This window comes from Aequorivita sp. CIP111184 (assembly GCF_900489465.1).
Classification (GTDB): Bacteria; Bacteroidota; Bacteroidia; order Flavobacteriales; family Flavobacteriaceae; genus Aequorivita.
Window position 1 is genome coordinate 850,566 of record NZ_UEFQ01000013.1, and the last position, 24,324, is coordinate 874,889.

Below are 24,324 nucleotides of genomic sequence, written 5' to 3' on the forward strand. Positions count from 1 at the left end.
ATATGGCATCAAACAAGAAATACTGGAAAAGTGTTGAAGAGCTGAACGAAGACAGCCCAATAGTGAAGGCACTACAGGACAATGAGTTTGTAACCGAAATACCAACGGACGAATTTCTTGGCAATAAGTCGGCGTTGGAGTCTTCTTCAACCACGCGTCGTGATTTCTTAAAATATGTGGGCTTTACTACAGCTGCTGCAACTTTGGCAGCATGTGAAGGACCAGTAGTGAAATCAATTCCATATGTGGTTCAACCGGACGAGATAGTTCCTGGAATTGCAAACTATTACGCCTCAACAATGGCTGATGGTTTTGATTTTGCTAATATTTTGGTGAAAACACGTGAAGGCCGTCCGATTAAAATTGAAAGAAACGATTTAGCAGTGAATGGCGGAAGTGTAAATGCAAGAGTGCATGCTTCAGTTCTATCATTGTATGATAAAAATAGATTGACCGGCCCAATGGTGGACGGTGCTGAAGTTAGCTGGCCAGAGTTTGATACTGCCGTTGCGCAGAAGATGAATGAAATGGTTGGGAAAGATGTTGTTTTGCTTACGCAAACCTTCGCAAGCCCATCTACTTCAAAATTGATTTCTGAATTTACTTCAAAATATCCTAACATCCGCCACGTTGTTTATGACACCGTTTCTTGTTCAGGAGCTTTAGATGCTTTTCAGAATAAATACGGAACTCGCGCTTTACCAGATTACGATTTTTCAAAAGCTGAAGTAATTGTTTCTGTGGGTGCAGATTTCTTGGGAGATTGGCAAGGTGGAAGCTATAGCAAAGGATACGCGCAAGGACGTGTTCCTAAAAACGGAAAGATGTCTCGCCACATTCAATTTGAGGCTAACCTTACTTTAACAGGAGCAAAAGCTGATAAACGTGTTCGTGCAACCCCTTCACAACAATTAGAGATTTTAAAAGCTTTGACGGGCGGAAGTGCTTCAGGCTTACCAGAAAATATTGCTGATGCTGTAAACAAAGCAAAAGCACAACTACAAAAAACAGGAGGCAAAGCGTTATTGATAACTAGTTTGCCAGATTTAGCTTCCCAAACCATGGCTTTAAATTTTAATGCAGGCAGTGAAGCTATTGATGTTAATAAGCCATTACTTACAAGACAAGGTAGCAATACTGAAGTAATGAACGTTATTAATGGTGTTGTTTCAGGAAGTGTTAAAGGTCTAATCACAGTAGGTGTAGACCCTGTGTATTCCTTCCCTAATAGTAAAGAATTTACAGAGGGCTACAAAAAACTTGAAATGACTCTTGCATTTGCAATGAAGCAAGATGCAACTGCGTCCCTTGCAAAAATGGTTGCTGCAACACCTCATTACCTAGAATCTTGGGGCGATGCACAAATAAAGAAAGGTACTTATAGCCTTGCGCAACCAACTATCCGTCCTTTATTTAATACGCGTCAATTTCAAGACAGTATTTTGCAATGGACAGGCAATTCAAAAAAATATTATGATTATATAAAAGAGAACTGGACTACTTCCATGTTGGCAGGTGGTTCTTGGAACCAAGCCCTTCACGATGGTTTTATTGCCAGCGATGTTGAAATGGTAATGGAGGAAGTAAACTCTGCTGCCGAAGGAACTGGGATGATGGAAGAAAGTACTTCCAATGGAGCACTTTCAGCATTTATGCAAGAAGGTGGTTATGATCTTACTTTATATACTTCAACAGGTTTAGGAGATGGTCAACAAGCCAACAACCCTTGGTTACAAGAATTTCCAGATCCAATAACCAGAGCTTCTTGGGATAACTACCTTACAGTTTCGGCAGCAGATGCTGAAGCATTAGATCTTGAGAATACACATGTTTCCAACGGAGCTTTAAATGGAAGCTATGTAAATGTGAAAATGGGGAATGTGGTAGTTGAAAATATACCTGTAATAATCCAACCAGGACAGGCAAAAGGTTCTGTTGGTTTAGCTTTGGGTTATGGAAATACTGCTGTTGGCATTCAAAAAGAAATGCAGACGGGTGTAAATGCGTACCCACTTTATCAAAACTTCTCTAACATTCAAAAAGTTTCTATTGAAAAAGCTAGTGGAATGCACGAATTTGCTTGTGTGCAGTTGCAAAGCACAATGGCGGGTCGAAGCGATGATATTATAAAGGAAACTACGCTTGAAATTTTCAATACTAAAGATAAAGAATATTGGAATTCTGTTCCGGTGACAGATTATGACCATAATGAAATTTCAGTTCGTGATAAAAAGGCAGATATTTGGAGCCCGTTTGACGAAACTGTAGGACCTCACTTTAATCTTTCCATAGACTTAAATGCTTGTACTGGTTGTGGCGCTTGTGTAATAGCTTGTCACGCTGAAAACAACGTTCCTGTAGTTGGTAAAGAGGAAGTTAGAAAATTTAGAGATATGCACTGGCTGCGTATTGATAGATACTATTCTGCTGGCGAATCTTTCAAAGAAGAAATTGAAACTCTTGAAAACCTTCCTGCTTTTGATAGTTATAAAGTAGTAGAAGTTCCAGCTTATGAAAATCCAGAGGTTGCATTTCAACCTGTAATGTGTCAGCACTGTAATCACGCACCTTGTGAGACTGTTTGTCCGGTTGCTGCTACCTCACACGGGCGTCAAGGTCAAAACCAAATGGCTTATAACCGTTGTGTGGGTACTCGTTACTGCGCAAACAACTGTCCTTATAAAGTACGTCGTTTCAACTGGTTTTTATACAATGAAAATGATGAGTTTGATTACAACATGAATAATGACCTAGGTAGAATGGTACTGAATCCAGATGTTGTAGTTCGTTCTCGAGGGGTTATGGAAAAATGTTCCATGTGTATCCAATTGACCCAAAAAACCATCCTTGATGCCAAGAGAGATGGAAGAGCAATTAAAGATGGTGAATTCCATACTGCTTGTTCTAGCGCTTGTGAAACTGGAGCGATGGTATTTGGAGATGTTAATGATAAAGAATCTGAAGTAGCGAAAATGAAGGAAGATAAACGTATGTATCACCTTTTGGAAAATGTAGGTACCAAACCTAATGTGTTTTACCACGCGATGATAAAGAATACAACGGAAGTATAAAAATTTTAGTCAAGAACCAATTATTTAAGAATTAAATATGTCGTCACACTACGAAGCACCTATAAGAGAGCCGTTAGTTCTGGGAGAAAAGTCCTATCATGACATCAGTGTAGATGTAGGAGCTCCAGTTTTAGGAAAGGCCAATAAATCTTGGTGGATTGTTTTTACCATTGCCCTTGTCGCATTTTTGTGGGGATTGGGTTGTATCATTTATACAGTCTCAACCGGAATCGGGGTTTGGGGATTGAACAAAACCATTGGATGGGCTTGGGATATCACAAACTTTGTATGGTGGGTAGGTATTGGACACGCCGGAACACTTATTTCTGCGGTATTATTACTTTTCCGTCAGAAATGGAGAATGGCCGTTAACCGTTCTGCGGAAGCGATGACTATTTTCGCTGTAGTACAAGCAGGATTGTTTCCTATTATCCACATGGGACGTCCTTGGTTGGCATATTGGGTACTTCCAATTCCAAACCAGTTCGGATCGCTTTGGGTAAACTTCAACTCACCGCTACTTTGGGATGTGTTCGCAATTTCAACATACCTTTCTGTATCGCTGGTTTTCTGGTGGACAGGATTGCTACCTGATTTTGCTATGATTCGCGACAGAACAACAAGTCCATTTCAGAAAAAAATGTACGGAATCCTTAGTTTTGGATGGAGCGGTCGTGTGAAAGACTGGCAACGTTTTGAAGAAGTTTCACTTGTTTTGGCAGGTTTGGCTACGCCTTTGGTACTTTCTGTACACACAATTGTATCCTTTGACTTTGCTACTTCGGTAGTTCCGGGATGGCACAGTACCATTTTCCCTCCTTACTTTGTGGCGGGTGCAATCTTTTCTGGATTTGCAATGGTGCAAACGCTACTTATTATTATGCGTAAAGTATCAAACCTTGAAGCTTATATAACCGTGCTTCATATTGAATATATGAATAAGGTAATATTGCTGACTGGAGGTATTGTAACAGTTGCATATCTTACTGAATATTTCATTGGTTGGTACTCTGGTGTACCATATGAAAACTATACATACCTTTCTTTTGGTGCGGCAACCGGACCATACTGGTGGGCGTTTTGGGCCTTGATTATCTGTAACCTTATTGTCCCCCTTTCTCTTTGGGTTAAATCCTTAAGAAGAAATATTATGTGGACTTTCTTTGTTGCACTTATAATTAACATCGGGATGTGGTTTGAGCGTTTTGATATAATTGTAGTGGATTTAAGTAAAGACAGATTGACTTCTTCTTGGACCATGTTCCAGCCTACATTTGTAGATATCGGAACGTTTATGGGAACTATTGGATTCTTCTTTGTGCTTTTTCTTCTTTATGCTCGTACATTCCCAGTAATTGCGCAGGCAGAAGTAAAAACAATTTTGAAATCTTCTGGAGAATCTTTTAAAAGATTGCGTGCTCAACACGGTGATGACCATAGTCACCTACAAACTGTAGAGGAGTATCCAGCAGATGCTGGCCCTTCAGCTAATGTGGAAGGAAAGCATTTTGATAGCGCTTTTGATGAGACGAATGAAGATGTAGAAAATAATGATATTAATTTTGAAGCTAATCGAGGTAAAATAGACAACCTGCTTTCCAGTGTTGGTACATTCGATCCTGCCCTTCAAAAACAAGACAATTTGAAAAAAATTAATGGAGTTGGACCGGTTATGGAACAAAAACTTCACCAATTGGGAATTTTCACTTTTGAACAGGTGAGTAGAATGACCGATCGCGAATATGATTTATTAGACGAGATAATTAGTGATTTCCCAGGAAGAGCTAAACGCGACGATTGGGCAGGACAGGCACTAATGCTAAAAAACAACAACTAGTTATGGCTTCAAAAAAGATACACGCTATTTATACAGATGATGACCTGTTGTTGCAGGCCGTTAAGCAGACCCGTGAAGCAAATTATCATATATCTGAAGTTTTCACGCCTTTCCCAGTACATGGTTTGGACCATGCTGTGGGATTAGCGCCAACACGTATTGCCATCACTTCATTCATCTATGGATTAATAGGTTTAAGTGTTGCCGTGTTGATGATGAATTATATGATGATTCAAGATTGGCCTCAAAATATTGGGGGTAAGCCAAGTTTCACATACTATCAAAATATGCCGGCATTCATTCCTATCATGTTTGAGCTTACCGTATTTTTTGCAGCTCACTTGATGGTTGTAACATTTTATATGAGAAGTAAGATTTGGCCTTTTAAAAAAGCTGAAAATCCTGATGTTCGTACAACAGATGACCATTTTTTAGTGGAAATAGATGTAGAGAACCACGATGTTGAAAAGCTTACTAAATTTTTATATGATACGGGCGCATCGGAGATTAGTTTAATTGAAAACGAGCAAGACCATTAATATGAAGACACTTATAAACATAGGAATTGCCATTATTGCATCTGCAACCTTGGTTTCTTGTTTTAACGATAAAAAACCGAACTATCAGTATTTTCCAAACATGTATGCCCCAGTAGGCTATGAAACTTATGGAGAGTATGGTGTATTCCCAAATCAACAGGAAGCAATGACTCCGCCTGAGCATACCGTGCCACGTGGATTTACACCTTATGATTATGAAAATACTACTCAAGGATTGGAACTTGCGAAAGCAGAGTTAAAAAATCCTTACGAAGTAACTGAAAAAAATTTAGCGGTAGGTAATCAATTATATACTATATATTGTGCCGTATGTCATGGAGACAAAGGTGATGGGAAAGGAATATTGGCAACACGCGAAAAGTTTTTGGGGATTCCTAGTTATGCAGATCCAGGACGTAATATTGTGCCAGGAGGTATATATCATGTAGAAAACTATGGACTAAATGCAATGGGCTCGTATGCTTCACAAACCAATGAAAAGGAAAGATGGCAAATTGCTATGCATGTAATGGATCTTAAAGCAGCACTTAACGGAGAACCAAGTTTTTTGGAAACTAACCAAGCTGGCGCAAAAACAGATACTACAAAAGTTGAAATGGAGCCCGCAGGAGGTAATACTGCTTCAGAATTGGAACCTAAATAAAGATTTAAAAGAGAATAGCTAAAGATATGTACACGCTACCAAGAAATTTAAAACTGTTTTCTATTGTTCTTATAGTCCTAGGGCTTGCAGGAATAATCTTCGGGTTTTTAACCACACCGAAAACTATAGACGATGTAAAAGAGATAATGGCCGAACAAGAAGGTCATCACGGCGAAGAACATGCTGTTGTAACCCACGGTGAAGAGAATACTGCAAATTTTGTGGATGAAGCTCGTGGACAAGAAGGATATTCTGATGCAGCCATGGAGCATGCAACAGATTTAAAACCTGAAGGTCATGGAGTAGCTTCTCACGAAGAACATGTACTGCACCAATTACAAACACGACCTTGGTCCGCAACCTTTGTTGCTGCATTTTTCTTTATGATGATTGCTTTGGGGGCTTTGGTTTTTTACGCTATTCAATATGCTTCGTCTGCAGGATGGTCTCCAGTTCTTTATAGAATTATAGAAGGTATTACCTCCTATTTGTTGCCCGGCTCTGTAATAGTATTTTTAATAGTAGTTTTTGCTGGAACACATTTTTATCCTTGGCAAAATCACGAATTGGTGGCTGATGATAAAATTCTTCAGGGTAAAGCTGGCTATTTAAATTTTCCATTCTTTTTAATACGAGCTGTTATCTATATTCTGGGTTGGAACTTGTACCGCTATTTTTCAAGAAAAAACTCATTGGCACAAGCAGAAGCAAATAATTATGAACCTCACAGAAAAAACTTTAAGGCGTCTGTGTTCTTCTTGATTTTCTTCCTTCTTACTGAAGCTACTATGTCTTGGGATTGGTTTATGTCCATGACGCCGCACTGGTACAGCACACTATTTGCTTGGTATATTTTTGCAAGTATGTTTGTTTCAGCAATTACCGTAATTGCTCTCGTTACCATTCACTTAAAGAACATGGGGCTGGTACCTTTTGTGAGTGATAAGCACTTGCACGATTTGGCAAAATTTATGTTTGCTTTCAGTATTTTCTGGACCTATTTATGGTTCGGTCAATTTATGTTAATTTGGTACGCAAACATTCCAGAAGAAGTAACATATTTTATCATTAGAATACAAGAATATAAAGTGTTGTTTTTCGGAATGCTTATCCTTAATTTTGTAATGCCAATTTTAGTGTTGATGAATAGCGACTATAAGAGAATTCCTTGGTTCGTTGTTATAGCAGCCGTATTTATTTTGGTAGGACACTATATAGACATTTTCCTTTTGGTAATGCCATCAACGGTGGGTCACAATTGGAGTTTTGGAATTCCGGAAATAGCAGCGTTTTTGTTCTTTATGGGATTGTTTATTTTTATTGTTGGAACAGGACTCGGCAAAGTTTCTTTAAGGCCGAAAAATGATCCGTATATTAAAGAAAGTGAAAACTACCATTTTTAATCATTTAGTTTAAAGAAGATATTATAAGATGACCGCATTTTTAGTTATACTAGTAATCATCCTTTTTGGAATTTCTGTTTGGCAAATGAACAGAATATTCCAACTGGCAAAGGTTAAGCCATCAACACATTCTGAAATAGCATCAGATAAGGACAATAACATGAACGGTTATTTGATGATGGGCTTTCTCGCCTTTATGTATATTTTAACGATTGTTACTTTCTGGCTTTGGGGAGATGTTCTTTTACCCGAATCAGGATCAGAGCATGGAGCCAGAATAGATAATCTGATGTTAATTTCGATGATTGTTATTTTCTTCGTCGGAATTCTTACGCAGTGGTTGTTGCACTATTTTGCCTTTGTTTACAGAGGAAATAAAACCAAAAGAGCAACTTTCTATGCAGATAATGATAAGTTGGAATTTATTTGGACTATTATTCCTGTAATTGTTCTGGCAGGGCTTATTATTTATGGCCTTTTTACTTGGACAGATATTATGAACGTTGATAAGGACGATGACCCTCTGGTTGTTGAACTTTATGCACAGCAGTTTAACTGGAAGGCACGCTACGGCGGAAACGACAATACACTCGGGGAAGCGAATGTTCGTTTAATTGAAGGTATTAACCAATTAGGAGTTGACCCTGCAGATCCGAACGGACAGGATGACAAAGTAGTTACTGAATTACATTTGCCTGTAGGTAGAAAGGTTTTATTCAAAATGCGCTCACAAGATGTTCTTCACTCAGCATTTATGCCACACTTTAGAGCACAGATGAATTGTGTTCCAGGAATGATTACTCAATTTGCTTTTACCCCCACAATAACTACTGTAGAAATGAGGCAAAATGATAAAGTAGTTGAAAAAGTGGCGCGAATAAATAAAATTAGAACCGATAAAAATATTGCACTTACTGCCGCGGGTCAAGAAACTTTAGACCCGTATGAGTTTGATTACTTGCTTCTGTGTAACAAAATTTGTGGAGTTAGTCACTATAACATGCAGATGAAGATTATAGTAGAATCAGAAGAAGATTATAAAGCCTGGTTGGCAGAACAGCCCACCTTGGCAGAACAACTTAGCAAATAAAATAAATAAAATTTAGCTTAAAAAGATATGTCAGCACACGCACAGGTCCACGCAGTAGAAGATCACCACGACGATCACGGGCATCATCATAAAGAAACATTTGTAACTAAATATATCTTTAGCCAAGATCATAAAATGATCTCTAAACAATACCTAATTACAGGTTTGTTCATGGGTATTATTGGTATATTAATGTCTTTATTGTTCAGGTTACAATTAGCCTGGCCAGACCATAAATTCACTATTTTTGAAATATTCTTGGGAAAATGGGCGCCAGATGGTGTTATGGATCCTAGTATTTATCTTGCATTGGTAACAATTCATGGTACCATAATGGTATTCTTTGTATTGACGGCTGGGTTGAGCGGAACATTCAGTAACCTTTTGATCCCCCTACAAATTGGAGCACGTGATATGGCTTCCGGTTTCTTGAACATGGTTTCTTATTGGCTATTCTTCCTTTCTAGCATAATAATGTTATTTTCATTGTTTGTTGAAGCTGGACCAGCATCAGCTGGGTGGACAATTTATCCTCCATTGAGTGCTTTGCCGCAGGCTATCCCTGGTTCGGGTGCAGGTATGACTCTTTGGTTAACATCTATTGCAATTTTCATTGCTTCGTCATTATTGGGATCACTTAACTATATAGTTACTGTTATAAACCTTCGAACAAAAGGTATGTCCATGACGCGTCTGCCATTAACAATTTGGGCCTTTTTCGTAACAGCAATTATTGGTGTTGTTTCTTTTCCAGTATTGTTTTCAGCAGCATTAATGTTAATAATGGATAGAAGTTTTGGTACTTCTTTCTTCCTTTCAGATATTTATATTGCTGGTGAAGTATTGCACCATCAAGGTGGTTCTCCAGTATTATTTGAACACCTATTTTGGTTCTTAGGCCACCCTGAAGTTTACATTGTAATTCTTCCTGCAATGGGTATTGTTTCTGAAGTAATGGCAACAAACTCCCGAAAACCAATATTTGGATATCGAGCAATGGTCGCATCCATTCTCGCTATTGCATTCCTTTCAACAATTGTTTGGGGTCACCACATGTTTATTTCAGGGATGAATCCATTCTTGGGGTCAGTATTTACCTTTACAACATTGTTGATTGCTATTCCTTCAGCAGTAAAAGCTTTTAACTGGATCACGACACTTTGGAAAGGAAATCTGCAGATGAACACTGCAATGTTATTCTCCATAGCTTTTGTTTCTACATTTATTACAGGTGGTTTAACAGGTATTATTCTTGGGGACAGTGCTCTTGATATTAACGTACACGATACGTATTTCGTTGTTGCTCACTTCCACTTAGTAATGGGTATTTCTGCACTTTACGGATTGTTAGCAGGAGTTTACCATTGGTTCCCGAAGATGTTCCAAGGTAGAATGATGAACAAAAAACTTGGTTATATTCACTTTTGGGTAACAGCCATTGGCGCCTACGGAATTTTCTTCCCAATGCACTTTGTCGGTATGGCAGGTTTGCCACGTAGATATTATACAAATACAAACTTTCCTTATTTTGATGATTTGGCAGATATAAACGTTGTGATGACCATTTTCGCAATAATTACTATTAGTGTTCAAGTAGTATTTTTATACAACTTTTTCCACTCTATTTTCTACGGAAAAAAAGGTCCGAAAAACCCTTGGAATGCCACAACATTAGAATGGACTTCCGAAATAAAGCACATCCACGGAAACTGGGATGGTCCTATTCCACACGTGTACCGTTGGTCTTACGATTATAGTAAACTCAATAAAGATGAAACAGATTACGTGATTCCTGGACAGGATTTTATTCCCCAGAACGTCCCGCTTCAAGATAATGAAGACGAGATGGACCACTAATCTTTTTTGAAAACATAAAATTAAAAAGCCTTTCAATTTTGAAAGGCTTTTTTTATGCAAAGAAATCCGTAGTACTACGTAGTAAAATTTTCGACACTTTGCATTATCTTTACACTATTGAGTTAATAATATGTAGGAAGTGAGGAATCTACTGTTTATTCAAAAGCCATACTGAAAAGTATGGCTTTGTTTTTTAAAGTAGCTTCCAAAGGATTGCTATATTTGTGTTATGAACGAACACCTCGATCCCACCGGAGAAAACCTCTCGCCACAGGAACTGGATATTGAAAAAAAACTCCGTCCTCTCAGTTTTGAGGATTTTACGGGACAGGATCAGGCTTTGGAAAATCTTCAAATCTTTGTGCAGGCAGCAAATTTGCGTAGTGAAGCATTGGATCACACTTTGTTTCACGGACCTCCTGGGTTGGGAAAAACAACCCTTGCATATATTCTTGCAAACGAGCTTAATGTAAATATTAGAGTTACTTCGGGACCAGTTCTAGACAAACCGGGAGATCTTGCTGGATTACTTACTAACCTTGAAGAGCGAGATGTTTTGTTTATTGACGAAATCCACCGATTGAGCCCAATTGTTGAAGAATACCTGTATTCTGCAATGGAAGATTATAAAATTGACATTATGATTGAATCTGGACCAAATGCACGTTCGGTTCAAATAAATTTAAACCCTTTTACGCTCATCGGCGCTACTACACGTTCTGGTTTATTAACCGCACCTATGCGTGCTAGATTCGGAATTTCTTCCAGATTACAATATTACACCACAGAATTACTGACCACAATTTTGCAACGTAGTGCAGGTATATTAAACGTGCCTATTTCAATGGAAGCCGCAATTGAAATTGCTGGACGAAGTAGGGGAACACCCCGAATTGCAAATGCACTTTTACGCAGAATCCGTGATTTTGCTCAAATAAAAGGAAATGGTAAAATTGATGTCCAAATTGCAAAATTTGGGTTAGACGCTTTACACGTTGACGCCCATGGCTTAGATGAAATGGATAACAGAATTCTATTAACAATAATTGAAAAGTTCAAAGGTGGCCCCGTTGGAATCTCTACAATAGCTACGGCGGTTTCTGAAAGTCCCGAAACCATTGAGGAAGTTTATGAGCCATTTTTGATTCAACAAGGATTTATTATGCGTACGCCTCGTGGCCGTGAAGTAACAGAAGCTGCCTACAAACATCTTGGCAAGTTAAAAGGCCCTTCCCAAGGCGGATTGTTTTAAAATAATACTATGGAAACAAAAAAAATTCCATCTGTTTCTGCTTTTCGGTTTTTGGTACATTCAACCCAAATCCTTAAAAATCCATTGCCTTTTCACCATAAAAACTTTGAAACCAAAGGTGATACCTTTCGGTTAAAATTAGGTTTTGGAAATTCGGTTATTTTTTCACGTGATGCTGGTTTTGCGCAATATGCACTTCAAAAAAATCATAGAAATTATAAAAAATCACCAATCCAAACTCGAGATCTCTCAAAATATGTGGGTTTTGGATTGTTAACTTCTGAAGGAGAACTTTGGCAAAAACAACGCAAATTAATTCAGCCAGCTTTTCATAAAAAACAATTGATAAATCTATTAGACACAATTGATGCAGCTATTAAAACGGAACTGCTGAAAATTGAAACAGATAAACCAATAGATATTTTCCCTGTTTTTAATGATTTGGCTTTTCAAACAGTGGTGAAATCACTTTTCAGTAGTGCGGTTGATCAAAATGAAATAAACAAACTTCAGCAAATAACGGAATCTGCGCAGCAAATGTTGGTGAAAGAGTTGCGTCAACCCTATTTGGGATGGTGGTTTAAATTAAGCGGACAAATAAAAAAACATATAGCAGAAACTGAAGAAGCACGTACAATTTTGAAAAGACTCGTTAATCAAAGAAGAAATTCTGGCAAACGTGAAGATGATTTATTAGATATGCTTTTGGATGCGCGCTATGAAGATGGTAGCGCTATGGAAGAAGGTCAGTTGATTGACGAAATTTTAATTCTTTTTACGGCAGGTCACGAAACCACATCAAACGCACTGACTTTTACTTGTGAGTTGCTAGCCCGAAATCCTATAATTCAAGAAAAACTTCATGCTGAAATAACCGAAGCAAAAGAGGAATCAGAAACTTTAATGGACTTTATAAAAAATTGTCCTTTCACTAAAAACGTTATTGAAGAATCGCTTCGGTTGTATCCTCCAGCCTATTTTATTGATCGTGTGAATATTGAGGAAGATGAATTTAATGGAATGAAAATTCCGAAAAATTCAAGTTTGCTTTTTTCCTTGTTGGAAATTCATACAAATCCTGAAAACTGGGACGAACCACAAAAGTTTAAACCCGAACGTTTTTCAGAAGTTAATTCCAGCCATTTTTCTGGACAATATTTTCCTTTTGGCGCCGGTCCTAGAATGTGCATTGGCAATAATTTTGCGATGTATGAAATGGTTTTGGCTATTGCAGAAATTATGTGGAAATATAAAATTTCTGAAAAGAAAACACCAATTGAAATCAAACCATTAATTACCCTTAAGCCAAAAAATGCTATTTTAAAATTCAATTTAAGATAATTGGGTGATTCAGAATTCTTCAAAATATTCGCAATTAATAAAAGCCGAGGCAAAACGACTTGGTTTTATTTCCTGCGGAATAAGCAAAGCTGAATTTCTGGAGCAAGAAGCACCGCGTCTTGAAAATTGGCTCAACAATAATATGCATGGTGAAACGGCCTATATGGAAAACCATTTCGACAAAAGGTTGGATCCCACATTACTTGTTCCAGATTCCAAAAGTGTTATTTCTTTATTGCTGAATTATTTTCCTTCGGAAATGCAAACTTCAGAAACCTATAAAATTTCAAAATATGCTTATGGCGCCGATTATCATTTCGTCATAAAAGAAAAACTGAAGCAATTAATGGATTTCATTTCTGCAGAAATTGGCGATGTGCACGGTCGGGCGTTTGTAGATTCTGCGCCGGTTTTAGACAAGGCTTGGGCCGCAAAAAGCGGTTTGGGATGGATTGGCAAGCACAGCAATTTACTCACCAAGCAATTGGGTTCTTTCTATTTTATTGCTGAATTAATTGTTGATTTAGATTTGGAGTATGACACGCCCGTAACAGACCACTGCGGAAGTTGCACTGCCTGCATAGACGCTTGCCCCACCAATGCAATTGTTGGAGATAAAGTTGTAGACGGCAGTAAATGTATTTCCTATTTTACGATTGAACTGAAAAATGAAATCCCAATATCTCAAAAAGGTAATTTTAAAGATTGGATGTTTGGTTGTGATATTTGTCAAGATGTTTGCCCGTGGAACCGTTTCAGTAAACCGCACAACGAACCACTTTTTAATCCAAATCCTGAAATGCTCTCAATGTCCAAAAAAGATTGGGAAGAAATAACCGAAGAAGTTTTTCAGAAAATATTTAAGAACAGTGCAGTGAAACGCACAAAATTTTCTGGATTGACGCGCAATATAAACTTCCTGAAAGATTAACCATTAAAATTGCTTCCTTTCGGTTAACCGAGTAACTTTGTAAATTACAAAATTGAAACTTATGAGCAAGCAAAGCAAACGTCGCGAGGCCTTACTATATCACGCAAAACCAAGACCTGGTAAAATCCAGGTGGTTCCAACAAAAAGTTATTCAACACAACGGGATCTTTCCTTGGCATATTCACCCGGTGTTGCAGATCCTTGTCTTGAAATTGAAAAGGAAGTCAATAATGTGTATAAGTACACAAATAAAGGAAACCTTGTAGCTGTAATTTCAAACGGAACTGCGGTTTTGGGATTGGGAAATATTGGTCCCGAAGCCTCCAAGCCTGTGATGGAGGGTAAGGCGTTACTTTTCAAAATTTTTGCAGATATTGATGTTTTCGATATTGAAATAGGTACAGAAAACATTGATGAATTCATAGCAACTGTAAAAAACATTGCACCAACTTTTGGCGGAATTAATCTTGAAGATATAAAAGCCCCCGAAGCTTTTGAAATTGAAAGAAGGTTGAAGGAAGAGCTTAACATTCCTGTGATGCATGATGACCAACATGGAACCGCAATCATTTCGGCGGCTGCATTACTCAATGCCTTGGAAATTTCAGAAAAAAAGATTGAAAATGTTTCAATAGTTATTAGTGGTGCTGGCGCTGCGGCGGTTTCGTGTACGCGACTTTATAAAGCTTTTGGCGCAAAGCCCGAAAATATCGTAATGCTTGACAGCAAAGGTGTTATTCGCAAAGATCGCGAAAGTCTTACAGATGAAAAAGCAGAATTTGCTTCGCATCGTAAAATTGATACGTTGCAAGAAGCAATGAAAGATGCCGACGTTTTTGTTGGTCTTTCTGTTAAAAATATTGTTACGCCAGAAATGCTCTTGAGCATGGCTCCCAATCCAATTGTGTTCGCAATGGCCAATCCCGACCCAGAGATTGAATATGATTTGGCTGTTAAAACGCGCAAAGATATCATTATGGCTACAGGGCGTAGCGATCATCCTAATCAAGTGAACAATGTACTAGGGTTTCCGTTTATTTTCCGCGGAGCGTTAGATGTTCGAGCAACTAAAATTAACGAAGCCATGAAAATGGCCGCTGTAAAAGCATTGGCAGATTTGGCTAAAGAACCCGTACCAGAACAAGTAAATATTGCCTACGGTGAAACGAAACTTACCTTTGGAAAGGAATACATCATCCCAAAACCTTTTGATCCACGTTTGATTGCCACCGTTCCACCCGCAGTTGCGAAGGCCGCAATGGAAAGTGGAGTAGCTACAACAGATATTACAGACTGGGAAAAATATCAGGATGAGCTTTATGAGCGAATGGGTAGCGATAACAAAATTGTTCGCCTATTGGTAAATCGCGCGAAATTAAATCCGAAACGAATTGTTTTCGCTGAGGCAGATCATTTGGATGTGTTGAAAGCTGCACAGATTGTTCATGAAGAAGGTATTGGTATACCGGTTTTATTGGGCAGAAAGGAAATTATTCTTGAGCTGATGGAGCAAATTGACTTTGATGCTGAACTAGAAATCATTGATCCAAAAAGTGACGAACATTCTGATAAACTTCAGCATTACGCCCGAAAACTTTGGGAGAAACGCAGACGAAGCGGCATTTCACTTTATACAGCGGAAAAACTGATAAGAGAACGCAATTACTTTGCTGGAATGATGTTGAGCGAAGGCGATGTGGACTGTATGATCTCAGGTTATTCGCGATCCTATCCTTCCGTAGTAGTTCCGGTTTTTGAAACTGTTGGTAGATTTGAAGGAGTAACGAAAGTTGCAACAACAAACTTGATGCTTACCAAAAGAGGGCCGTTGTTTTTTTCAGATACATCCATAAATATTGACCCCACTGCTAAAGAGCTTGCGAAGATTGCCCAAATGACGAATTACACAATGAAAATGTTCGGATTACAACCTGTGATTGCAATGATTAGTTACGCTAACTTTGGTTCTTCTAAAGATCCGCACGCGGCAAAAGTGCGCGAGGCTGTGGACTTGCTTCACAAAAGTAATCCAGATATGATTGTTGATGGCGAACTTCAGGCAGATTTCGCTTTAAATCCAGAATTGCTTCAAAAGAAATTTCCATTTTCAAAACTGGCAGGAAAAAAAGTGAACGCACTTATTTTTCCGAACCTCGATTCTGCCAATAGTAATTATAAATTGTTGAAAGAACTGAACGGTGTGGAATCTATTGGCCCAATAATGTTGGGAATGAGAAAACCTGTGCATATTCTGCAGTTGGGCGCTAGCGTTGAGGAAATGGTAAATATGAGTGCCGTGGCGGTTGTAGATGCACAGCAGAAGGAGAAGCGCGTGCGGGATTAAGGAAGCAAGTAATTGCTCAGAATCTTACCAAATATTTTCACAAAAACCCCAATGGCAGTTGTAAATAATTATACTATATTTGAGCCTTTAAGTTTTTGTTAACATATGATAACCCATATACAGGGCAGACTGGTTGAAAAAAACCCGACAGATGTAGTGATAGATTGCAATGGAGTAGGGTACTTTATCAATATTTCCTTGCACACATTTTCCGAAATCCCCTCCGGTGAAAATGTTAAATTGTTTACTCATTTACTCGTTAGGGAAGATGCCCATATTTTATATGGATTTTCTAGTGTTGCAGAACGTGAAATATTTAGGTTGTTGATTAGCGTTTCCGGAGTGGGGGCGAGTATCGCAAGAACGATGCTTTCATCTTTGGCGCCAGAACAGGTTTTGGATGCAATTTCATTGAACGATATTACAACAATCCAATCAGTAAAGGGAATAGGGGCCAAAACTGCGCAACGTGTGGTTCTGGATTTAAAAGATAAGATTTTAAAAGTATACGGTTTGTCGTCTATTTCTTCCGGAACAAGCAATACGAACAAAAATGAAGCGTTATCTGCTTTGGAGACATTAGGTTTTAACAGAAAATTGGCAGAAAAAGTCTGTGATAAAATTGTTAATGAAAATTCTCAGGCTTCGGTTGAAATGATTATTAAGCAAGCTTTAAAAAATTTGTAAAATTTGAAGGCAAAAAATTACGTTTACAAGGGTGGCTTTTTCAAGCTTTTAGCAATAGTAAGTTTCATTTTCGTCAGCAATGCTTCGCGGGCGCAGGACACAACTGTAGTTGGCAGTGAGATGGGAAGGATGGATCTTCCCACGCCCGTTAGCATTCAGGATTTATATACGTATGATCCTATAACTGACAGATATATCTATACCCAAACCTTGGGTGGCTTTAATATCTCATATCCAATAATTCTTACTCCTCAGGAATATCAGAGACTTATTCAAGAGGAGCAGATGAAGGCATATTTCAAAGAAAAAATTGATGCTACCGATGGTAGAAAAGAAGGTTCTGAGGAACAACAAAAAAACTTGCTTCCAACTTTTTATGTGAATTCAAACTTCTTTGAATCCATTTTTGGCGGTAACACCATTGAAGTAATCCCGCAAGGTTCTGTAGAAATGGATCTTGGTTTACTGTATACAAAACAGGATAATCCACAATTTTCTCCACGAAACAGAAGCAATTTCTCTTTTGATTTTGACCAAAGAATCAGTTTAAGTCTTTTAGCAAAAGTGGGAACAAGACTTCAAGTTACGGCAAATTACGATACTGAAAGCACCTTTGATTTCCAAAACCAAATAAAGCTAGAATACACTCCAACGGAAGACGACATCATTCAAAAAATTGAAGTTGGTAACGTGAGTATGCCGTTGAACAGTTCTTTAATTCAAGGAGCGCAAAGTCTTTTTGGGGTAAAAACACAACTTCAGTTTGGAAAAACCACAATCACGGGAGTTTTCTCTGAACAAAAATCTGAAACGCGCACAGTTAGTGCCGAAGGTGGTGCGACCATTACAGATTTTGAACTTTTCGCTTTAGATTATGACGATAACCGTCACTTCTTTTTAGGGCATTATTTTAGGGACAATTACGACCGTTCTTTACAACAATATCCTTTCATAAACAGTAACGTGCAGATTACCCGAATGGAAGTTTGGATAACAAACCGTACAAGTCGCACCGAAAACGTACGCAATATTGTGGCTTTGCAGGATATAGGTGAATCTGATCCATTAAATGTGGGATTGAATTTGCCGCCGGGAGGTTTTATAAACGCCAGCAGAAATGCCTATCCTGATAACGGAAATAACGATTTTAATCCTTTTGGGATTGACCGAGCAGGAGTTCAAACAATTCTTAATTCTGCTATTCGTGATGTTGCAACTGTTCGTCAAGGTTTTACTGGCGTGCAGGTGAGCGAAGGCGTAGATTATGTAACGCTGGAAAATGCAAGAAGATTGGATTCGGGAGAGTATTCGCTTAACTCCCAATTGGGTTACATTTCCTTAAATCAAAAATTGAATAACGATGAAGTTTTAGCTGTTTCATACCAATTTACCGTAAACGGAAAAGTCTATCAAGTGGGAGAATTTTCAAATGACGGAGTAGAAGCAAACGGAGGAATGCAGCCTGGTGGTGGAAACCCACCACCTGGAGAGGAAGGTGGCCTAGCGCAAAACCTAGTTGTAAAACTTTTGAAGAGCAGTATTACCAATGTGCAAGAGCCAATTTGGGATTTGATGATGAAAAACATCTATCCAATTGGTGCGTATCAACTTGAAAAAGACGATTTCAAACTGAACATTCTTTATACAGATCCTTCTCCGCTAAACTATATTAAGGAAGCACAAGCATCTGTTGGCCATCCAGCCGCAGATTTGCCGGATGATGTAAAGGACCAAATTCTTCTAAAAGTTTTCAATCTGGACAGACTGAACTTCAATAATGACCCCCAACAGGGCGGTGACGGTTTCTTTGATTTTCTTCCGGGGATAACGGTTGATGCACAGAACGGCCGAATTATTTTCACAACGGTTGAACCATTTGGAAAAAATTTATTCGACAAATTAAACGTTCCCGCAGTGCCAGCTACCTATAGCATGCCCGATACATATAACGCCAACCAAGACAAATACGTTTTTAGAACGCTTTATACCGGAACAAAAACACAGGCAGAACAACAGGAAAGCGAGAAAAATAAATTTCAGTTAAAGGGAAGTTACAAATCTACTGGCGCTGATGGAATTGCTATTGGGGCGTTCAACATTCCACAAGGATCGGTTACCGTAACTGCTGGAGGAAGAACGTTGGTTGAAGGTGTAGATTATACCGTTAACTATCAACTTGGACGGGTGCAAATTTTGGATCCTTCTTTACTTAACAGCAATATTCCTATTTCCGTAAGCACAGAAAACAATTCACTTTTTGGACAACAGAGCAAGCGCTTTACAGGTTTAAACGTGGAGCACAAATTCAGCGATAAATTTCTGGTTGGTGCAACCTATTTAAATCTGAATGAACGTCCATTGACGCAAAAATCCTCTTATGGAGCTGAGCCAATTAACAACACTATTTTTGGAGTAAATGTAAATTATTCAACCGAAGTTCCATTTCTGACAAGAATGGTAAACCATTTGCCAAACATTGATACCGATGTGGAATCCAATGTATCCCTACGCGGTGAATTTGCATATTTGAAACCTGGTGCGCCAAAAGTTTCAGATTTCAATGGAAAAACAACTTCTTATGTTGACGATTTTGAATCATCGCAAACAGGTAACGATATAAGCACACCATCCAGCTGGTCCCTGTCCAGTGCGCCAATTGGCTACGGCGGCGAATTTGACAATGATAATTTAGAATATAATTATGACCGGGCAAAACTTTCTTGGTACACTATTGACCCAATTTTCTACAGCAGTCAGCGTCCGGACGGAATTAACGACGAAGATCTTTCTTCGCCATTTACACGACGGGTTTTTAGAGATGAAATTTTCCCAAACCAAGATATCATCCAAGGACAGACTCAAGCTTTGTTCACTTTAGATTTAGCTTATTATCCTTCACAGCGTGGGGAATACAACTATAATCCAGAAGCTGCCGGTACAAATACACTTCCCAACCCAGAGAACCGTTTTGGAGGAATTATGCGACAGCTTACCACCACAGATTTTGAAAAATCAAATGTGGAATATATTCAGTTTTGGGTAATGGACCCTTTCATTTACGAAGAAAACAACGGGAACCCAGGTGGTGAATTAAATTTCAACCTCGGAAGTGTTTCTGAAGATGTATTGAAGGATGGAAGAAAGCAATATGAAAACGGATTACCAAAAGACGGTCTGGACGGAAATACAACCAACACGGCTTGGGGTAAAGTGCCAAGTAACCAATCTTTGGTTTATACTTTTGATTCGGAAGGGCAAGAAAGAACTAACCAAGATATTGGCTTTGACGGTTTGAACAATGGGGAGGAAGGAGCAAGATTCCCGGCTTTTGCTGGCCTTCCCGATCCAGCGAATGATGATTACCAGTACTTCCTGCAAGCAGAAGGAAGTGTGTTGGACCGTTACTTACAATATAATGGAACGCAAGGCAACTCTCCTGTAGAAGTTACAAACACAAACCGCGGAAGTACCACACAACCGGATGTGGAAGATATAAATCGTGACAATACCATGAACACGATTGAAAGTTATTACGAGTACAATGTTAAAATGTTTCCTGGAATGAACAGGGAAAACAACAGCTATATAGCTGACATAAAGGAACTGGAGATAACAACACAAGACAATAACGTAATACCGGTTCGTTGGGTACAGTTTAAAATTCCAATTAGCAAGCCAGACGAAGCTGTTAATGGTATTTCAGATTTCAGATCCATCCGTTTTATGCGTATGTTCCTTGCGAAGTTTTCACAAAGCACGGTACTTCGTTTTGGAACAATGGAATTGGTGCGAGGCGATTACAGAAGATTTGAGCAAACTTTGGATAACGTAACTTTTGAAGATCCTGCAAATGATGATACACTCTTTGAAGTGCAATCAGTAAGCATCGAAGAAAATGAAAACCGTGAGCCTATTCCTTATAGATTGCCTCCAGGGCTAGTGCGTGAGGAATTGAACAACAATAACAATATTATTCGTGAGAATGAACAGTCGCTTTCTTTACGAGTTTGTGGATTAGAACCAAATGATGGGCGTTCTGTTTATAAAAATTTCAATGTGGATATGCGCCAATATAAAAACCTTGAAATGTTTATTCACGCAGAATCCATTATAAGTGACATCAATTCAACGGAATTAACAAATGGACAATTAGTTGCATTTATACGTTTGGGGAATGACCTTACCAATAATTATTACGAAGTTCAAATACCTTTAAACCCAACAAACTTTGGCGCCAGCAGCGCTGAAGAAGTTTGGCCAGAGGCAAACAGAATGAACCTTCCTTTGGAATTGTTGCAAGAAGTAAAAACAAAGACAATAGAATTTTTTAAGAATAATCCAAACGCGGATCCAACAAAAGTCAAGTTTTATGAACCAGGTGATCTTGAAGGTGCTATGCCGGGTGGTCAAAACCCGTTGACAATTGGTATTAAAGGAAATCCAAGTTTTGGTAATGTTAGAACCATTATGTTAGGGGTTCGAAATACAACAGGCAATGACGTGTGTGGAGAAGTTTGGTTTAACGAACTTAGAATGTCTGAACTTAAAAATCAAGGTGGTTGGGCAGCAGTTGTTAGTATGGATGCCAACATTGCAGATTTTGCAACCGTTAGCGCCACCGGAAAAAGAAGTACAATTGGTTTTGGTTCCATAGAGCAAGGTCCTAACCAAAGAAGTCGTGAAGATTTACAGCAGTATGATGTAGTTACAAACGTTAATCTTGGGCAATTAATGCCAAAGAAATGGGGAATACAACTACCATTTAATTATGGCCGCTCAGAAGAATTGATAACTCCCCAATACGACCCAGAATTTCAGGATATTGAACTGGATACAAGACTAAAAAATACGGAAGATTCTGCTGAAAAAGATAGAATAAAAGAGCAGGCCGTAGATTATACGAAACGCCAAAGTGTGAACTTTATTGGAGTTCGAAAAGAACGTACCGGAGAAAGCAAACCTAAATTTTATGACGTAGAAAATTTAACGGGATCGTTTTCATATAACCAAACAGATCATCACGATTTTGAAGTGGAAGATGCACTTGAACAAAACGTGCGTGCAGGAGCTACGTATAACTATAACTTTGTAGCAAAACCTGTTGAACCTTTTAAAAAGAACGATTCATTATTTACAGGAAAATACTGGCAATTCCTTAAGGATTTCAACTTTAACTATTTGCCTTCCAATATTTCGGTAAGCTCTAATATTACACGTCAATACAATGAACAAAAATTTAGGGAGATTGATTTGCTTCAGGACAATATTGGACTTCCAAAATTGTACCAACGAAACTTCCTTTATGATTGGCAATATACCATAAACCATAACTTAACGAAATCATTACGTTTCAATTTTACATCTTCCAACAACATGATTGTAAACAATTATTTGGATGATGATGGTTTCGTTAATAACGAAATTGGTGTTTGGGATGGTTTCTTTGATATTGGAAGCCCAAACCAGCATTTTCAATCACTACAGGTTAATTATGATTTGCCTTTCAGCAAGTTTCCATTCCTGAAATTTCTAAGAGCTACCTATTCTTATACCGGCGATTATCAATGGCAGAAGAGTAGTGATCTTTTCAACGAAATACCAATTCAGTTGAGTGATGGAACCACAAACACCTATAATTTGGGTAACTCCATTCAAAATGCTAGTACGCATCAAATTAATTCTAGCATAGATATGAACGGTTTTTACCGTTATGTGGGACTTACAAAAATTAGAAAAAGCAAGGCTAAAAGTTCTTTAGGAGACGAAGGGAAAGGTGACGGCGACATCAAAGGCGGGGAAAAAGGTGCCGGTAAAGAAGAAAAAAATACCAGGGAAAACAAGCTAGATGAAGATAAGAATGGGGCACTTTCAAATGGAAAAACGGGCTCTCCAAATGTTCTTGGGGGAGGTGCTACGGGTAATCAGGGTGGACTGAATGCAGGAGACAAAGCTTTAAATACGGCTATTGGTTTTGCTACTATGCTTAAAAAGATTCAATTCAATTATCAAGAAAACAATGGCATATTTTTACCTGGATACTTGCCGTCAATTGGATTTATAGGAACACTTAAACCAACCACAGGTTTCGTTTTTGGTAGCCAAGCAGAAATTAGGGAATTGGCCGCAAGAAAGGGTTGGTTGACGCTTTATCCAGAATTTAACGAACAATATACTGAAGTAGAAAGTCGCCAAATGGACATTCAGGCCAATTTGGAACCAATAAATGATTTGACAATAGACATAAACGGAAGCAGAATTTATTCTGAAAATTATTCAGAAAACTTTATTGTCCAGGATGGTTTATACCAATCTCTAACGCCGAATACTTTTGGGAACTTCAATATTTCAACATTATTAATAAAAACTGCTTTTAGCGCTAGTGATGAAAACAGCTCTGTAGCATTTGATGATTTCAGAAGTAACCGTTTAACAATTGCGAACAGGCTTGCCGAAGACCATTACCAAGGAGCACCCATACCAAGAACAGCAGATGGATATCCAGTAGGTTTTGGAAGAAATAGCCAAGATGTTTTATTGCCTTCATTCCTTTCTGCTTATAAGGGCAGTAATGCTTCAGGTGAAAAAACTGGGATTTTAAGAGATATTCCACTTCCAAACTGGGATATAAAATATACAGGTTTGATGAAAATTGCGTGGTTTAAGAAAAACTTTAAGCGTTTTTCACTTGCCCACGGATATAGAGCGAGCTATACTGTTAACCAGTTTCAGTCTAATTTGGATTACGATAGAAATGATCCGGAAGCTGTTGATCAGGCAGGAAATTTCAAAGTTCAAACGCTATTAACAAATGTGAACCTAACGGAACAGTTTTCTCCATTGGTTCGGATAGATTTTGAAATGAACAATTCAGTAAAAATTCTTGCTGAAATGCGCAAGGATCGTGCATTGTCTTTAAGTTTTGCGAATAATCTACTTACAGAAATTAAAGGAAACGAATATATTATTGGTCTTGGATACCGTGTTAAAGACTTGCGTATCGCTACTAATTTTGGAGGTAAAAAATCTGTATTGAAAAGTGATTTAAACTTTAAGGTAGATTTGTCACGTAGGGATAATATAACCATTATTAGATATTTGGATATCCAAAATAACCAAACTACTGCAGGACAAACCATTTATGGAGCGCAGTTATCAATTGATTATGCGTTAAGTAAAAACCTTACAGCATTGTTCTATTACGATCATTCATTCTCTAAATACGCAATTTCCACGGCCTTCCCACAGACGACGATACGAAGTGGCTTTACTTTGAGATATAATTTTGGAAACTAAAAAAAACTTTAATTT

At 38.3% G+C, this 24,324-nt stretch carries 13 protein-coding genes; all 13 read left to right on the plus strand.

Going from position 1 to position 24,324, the window contains the following annotated elements; genetic code table 11:
• Positions 1-2: 2 nt before the first annotated feature.
• Positions 3-3,071, plus strand: coding sequence for a TAT-variant-translocated molybdopterin oxidoreductase (locus AEQU1_RS03965; protein ID WP_111878934.1), 3,069 nt, complete (start codon positions 3-5; stop codon positions 3,069-3,071).
• 37 nt (positions 3,072-3,108) lie between these two features.
• Positions 3,109-4,908 (plus strand): NrfD/PsrC family molybdoenzyme membrane anchor subunit, encoded by a 1,800-nt coding sequence (gene nrfD / locus AEQU1_RS03970; RefSeq protein ID WP_111878935.1) that lies wholly within the window; start codon positions 3,109-3,111, stop codon positions 4,906-4,908.
• 2 nt (positions 4,909-4,910) lie between these two features.
• Complete coding sequence (locus AEQU1_RS03975) at positions 4,911-5,447, plus strand: DUF3341 domain-containing protein (protein ID WP_111878937.1); 537 nt, start codon at positions 4,911-4,913, stop codon at positions 5,445-5,447.
• Position 5,448: 1 nt separating this feature from the next.
• Positions 5,449-6,111, plus strand: coding sequence for a cytochrome c (locus AEQU1_RS03980; RefSeq protein ID WP_111878938.1), 663 nt, complete (start codon positions 5,449-5,451; stop codon positions 6,109-6,111).
• A 26-nt stretch (positions 6,112-6,137) separates the two neighbouring features.
• Positions 6,138-7,514 carry a quinol:cytochrome C oxidoreductase gene (locus AEQU1_RS03985; protein WP_111878940.1) on the plus strand — a complete coding sequence of 459 codons (1,377 nt, stop codon included), beginning with the start codon at positions 6,138-6,140 and terminating at the stop codon, positions 7,512-7,514.
• Between the two features lie 28 nt (positions 7,515-7,542).
• A complete protein-coding gene (locus AEQU1_RS03990; RefSeq protein WP_111878941.1) occupies positions 7,543-8,604 on the plus strand; it encodes a cytochrome c oxidase subunit II in 1,062 nt (353 codons plus the stop codon).
• Positions 8,605-8,631: 27 nt separating this feature from the next.
• Complete coding sequence (locus tag AEQU1_RS03995) at positions 8,632-10,461, plus strand: cbb3-type cytochrome c oxidase subunit I (protein WP_111878943.1); 1,830 nt, start codon at positions 8,632-8,634, stop codon at positions 10,459-10,461.
• 229 nt (positions 10,462-10,690) lie between these two features.
• Positions 10,691-11,713, plus strand: coding sequence for a Holliday junction branch migration DNA helicase RuvB (gene ruvB, locus AEQU1_RS04000; RefSeq protein WP_111878944.1), 1,023 nt, complete (start codon positions 10,691-10,693; stop codon positions 11,711-11,713).
• Between the two features lie 9 nt (positions 11,714-11,722).
• Positions 11,723-13,054 (plus strand): cytochrome P450, encoded by a 1,332-nt coding sequence (locus AEQU1_RS04005; RefSeq protein WP_111878946.1) that lies wholly within the window; start codon positions 11,723-11,725, stop codon positions 13,052-13,054.
• A 4-nt stretch (positions 13,055-13,058) separates the two neighbouring features.
• Positions 13,059-13,985 carry a tRNA epoxyqueuosine(34) reductase QueG gene (gene queG, locus AEQU1_RS04010; RefSeq protein WP_111878948.1) on the plus strand — a complete coding sequence of 309 codons (927 nt, stop codon included), beginning with the start codon at positions 13,059-13,061 and terminating at the stop codon, positions 13,983-13,985.
• Between the two features lie 61 nt (positions 13,986-14,046).
• Complete coding sequence (locus AEQU1_RS04015) at positions 14,047-16,329, plus strand: NADP-dependent malic enzyme (RefSeq protein WP_111878949.1); 2,283 nt, start codon at positions 14,047-14,049, stop codon at positions 16,327-16,329.
• Positions 16,330-16,434: 105 nt separating this feature from the next.
• A complete protein-coding gene (gene ruvA, locus AEQU1_RS04020; RefSeq protein WP_111878951.1) occupies positions 16,435-17,016 on the plus strand; it encodes a Holliday junction branch migration protein RuvA in 582 nt (193 codons plus the stop codon).
• A 3-nt stretch (positions 17,017-17,019) separates the two neighbouring features.
• The gene (gene sprA, locus AEQU1_RS04025) at positions 17,020-24,309 is read left to right on the plus strand and encodes a cell surface protein SprA (RefSeq protein ID WP_111878953.1); all 7,290 of its coding nucleotides are present in this window, start codon (positions 17,020-17,022) and stop codon (positions 24,307-24,309) included.
• Positions 24,310-24,324 lie beyond the last annotated feature (15 nt).

Excerpts from the sequence above, each read along its gene's own strand:
- AEQU1_RS03990 (WP_111878941.1), top strand. The coding sequence starts at position 7,543 with ATGACCGCATTTTTAGTTATACTAGTAATCATCCTTTTTGGAATTTCT.
- ruvA (WP_111878951.1), top strand. The coding sequence starts at position 16,435 with ATGATAACCCATATACAGGGCAGACTGGTTGAAAAAAACCCGACAGAT.
- AEQU1_RS03980 (WP_111878938.1), top strand. The coding sequence starts at position 5,449 with ATGAAGACACTTATAAACATAGGAATTGCCATTATTGCATCTGCAACC.
- nrfD (WP_111878935.1), top strand. The coding sequence starts at position 3,109 with ATGTCGTCACACTACGAAGCACCTATAAGAGAGCCGTTAGTTCTGGGA.
- AEQU1_RS04005 (WP_111878946.1), top strand. The coding sequence starts at position 11,723 with ATGGAAACAAAAAAAATTCCATCTGTTTCTGCTTTTCGGTTTTTGGTA.
- AEQU1_RS03975 (WP_111878937.1), top strand. The coding sequence starts at position 4,911 with ATGGCTTCAAAAAAGATACACGCTATTTATACAGATGATGACCTGTTG.
- ruvB (WP_111878944.1), top strand. The coding sequence starts at position 10,691 with ATGAACGAACACCTCGATCCCACCGGAGAAAACCTCTCGCCACAGGAA.
- AEQU1_RS03965 (WP_111878934.1), top strand. The coding sequence starts at position 3 with ATGGCATCAAACAAGAAATACTGGAAAAGTGTTGAAGAGCTGAACGAA.
- AEQU1_RS03995 (WP_111878943.1), top strand. The coding sequence starts at position 8,632 with ATGTCAGCACACGCACAGGTCCACGCAGTAGAAGATCACCACGACGAT.
- AEQU1_RS04015 (WP_111878949.1), top strand. The coding sequence starts at position 14,047 with ATGAGCAAGCAAAGCAAACGTCGCGAGGCCTTACTATATCACGCAAAA.
- AEQU1_RS03985 (WP_111878940.1), top strand. The coding sequence starts at position 6,138 with ATGTACACGCTACCAAGAAATTTAAAACTGTTTTCTATTGTTCTTATA.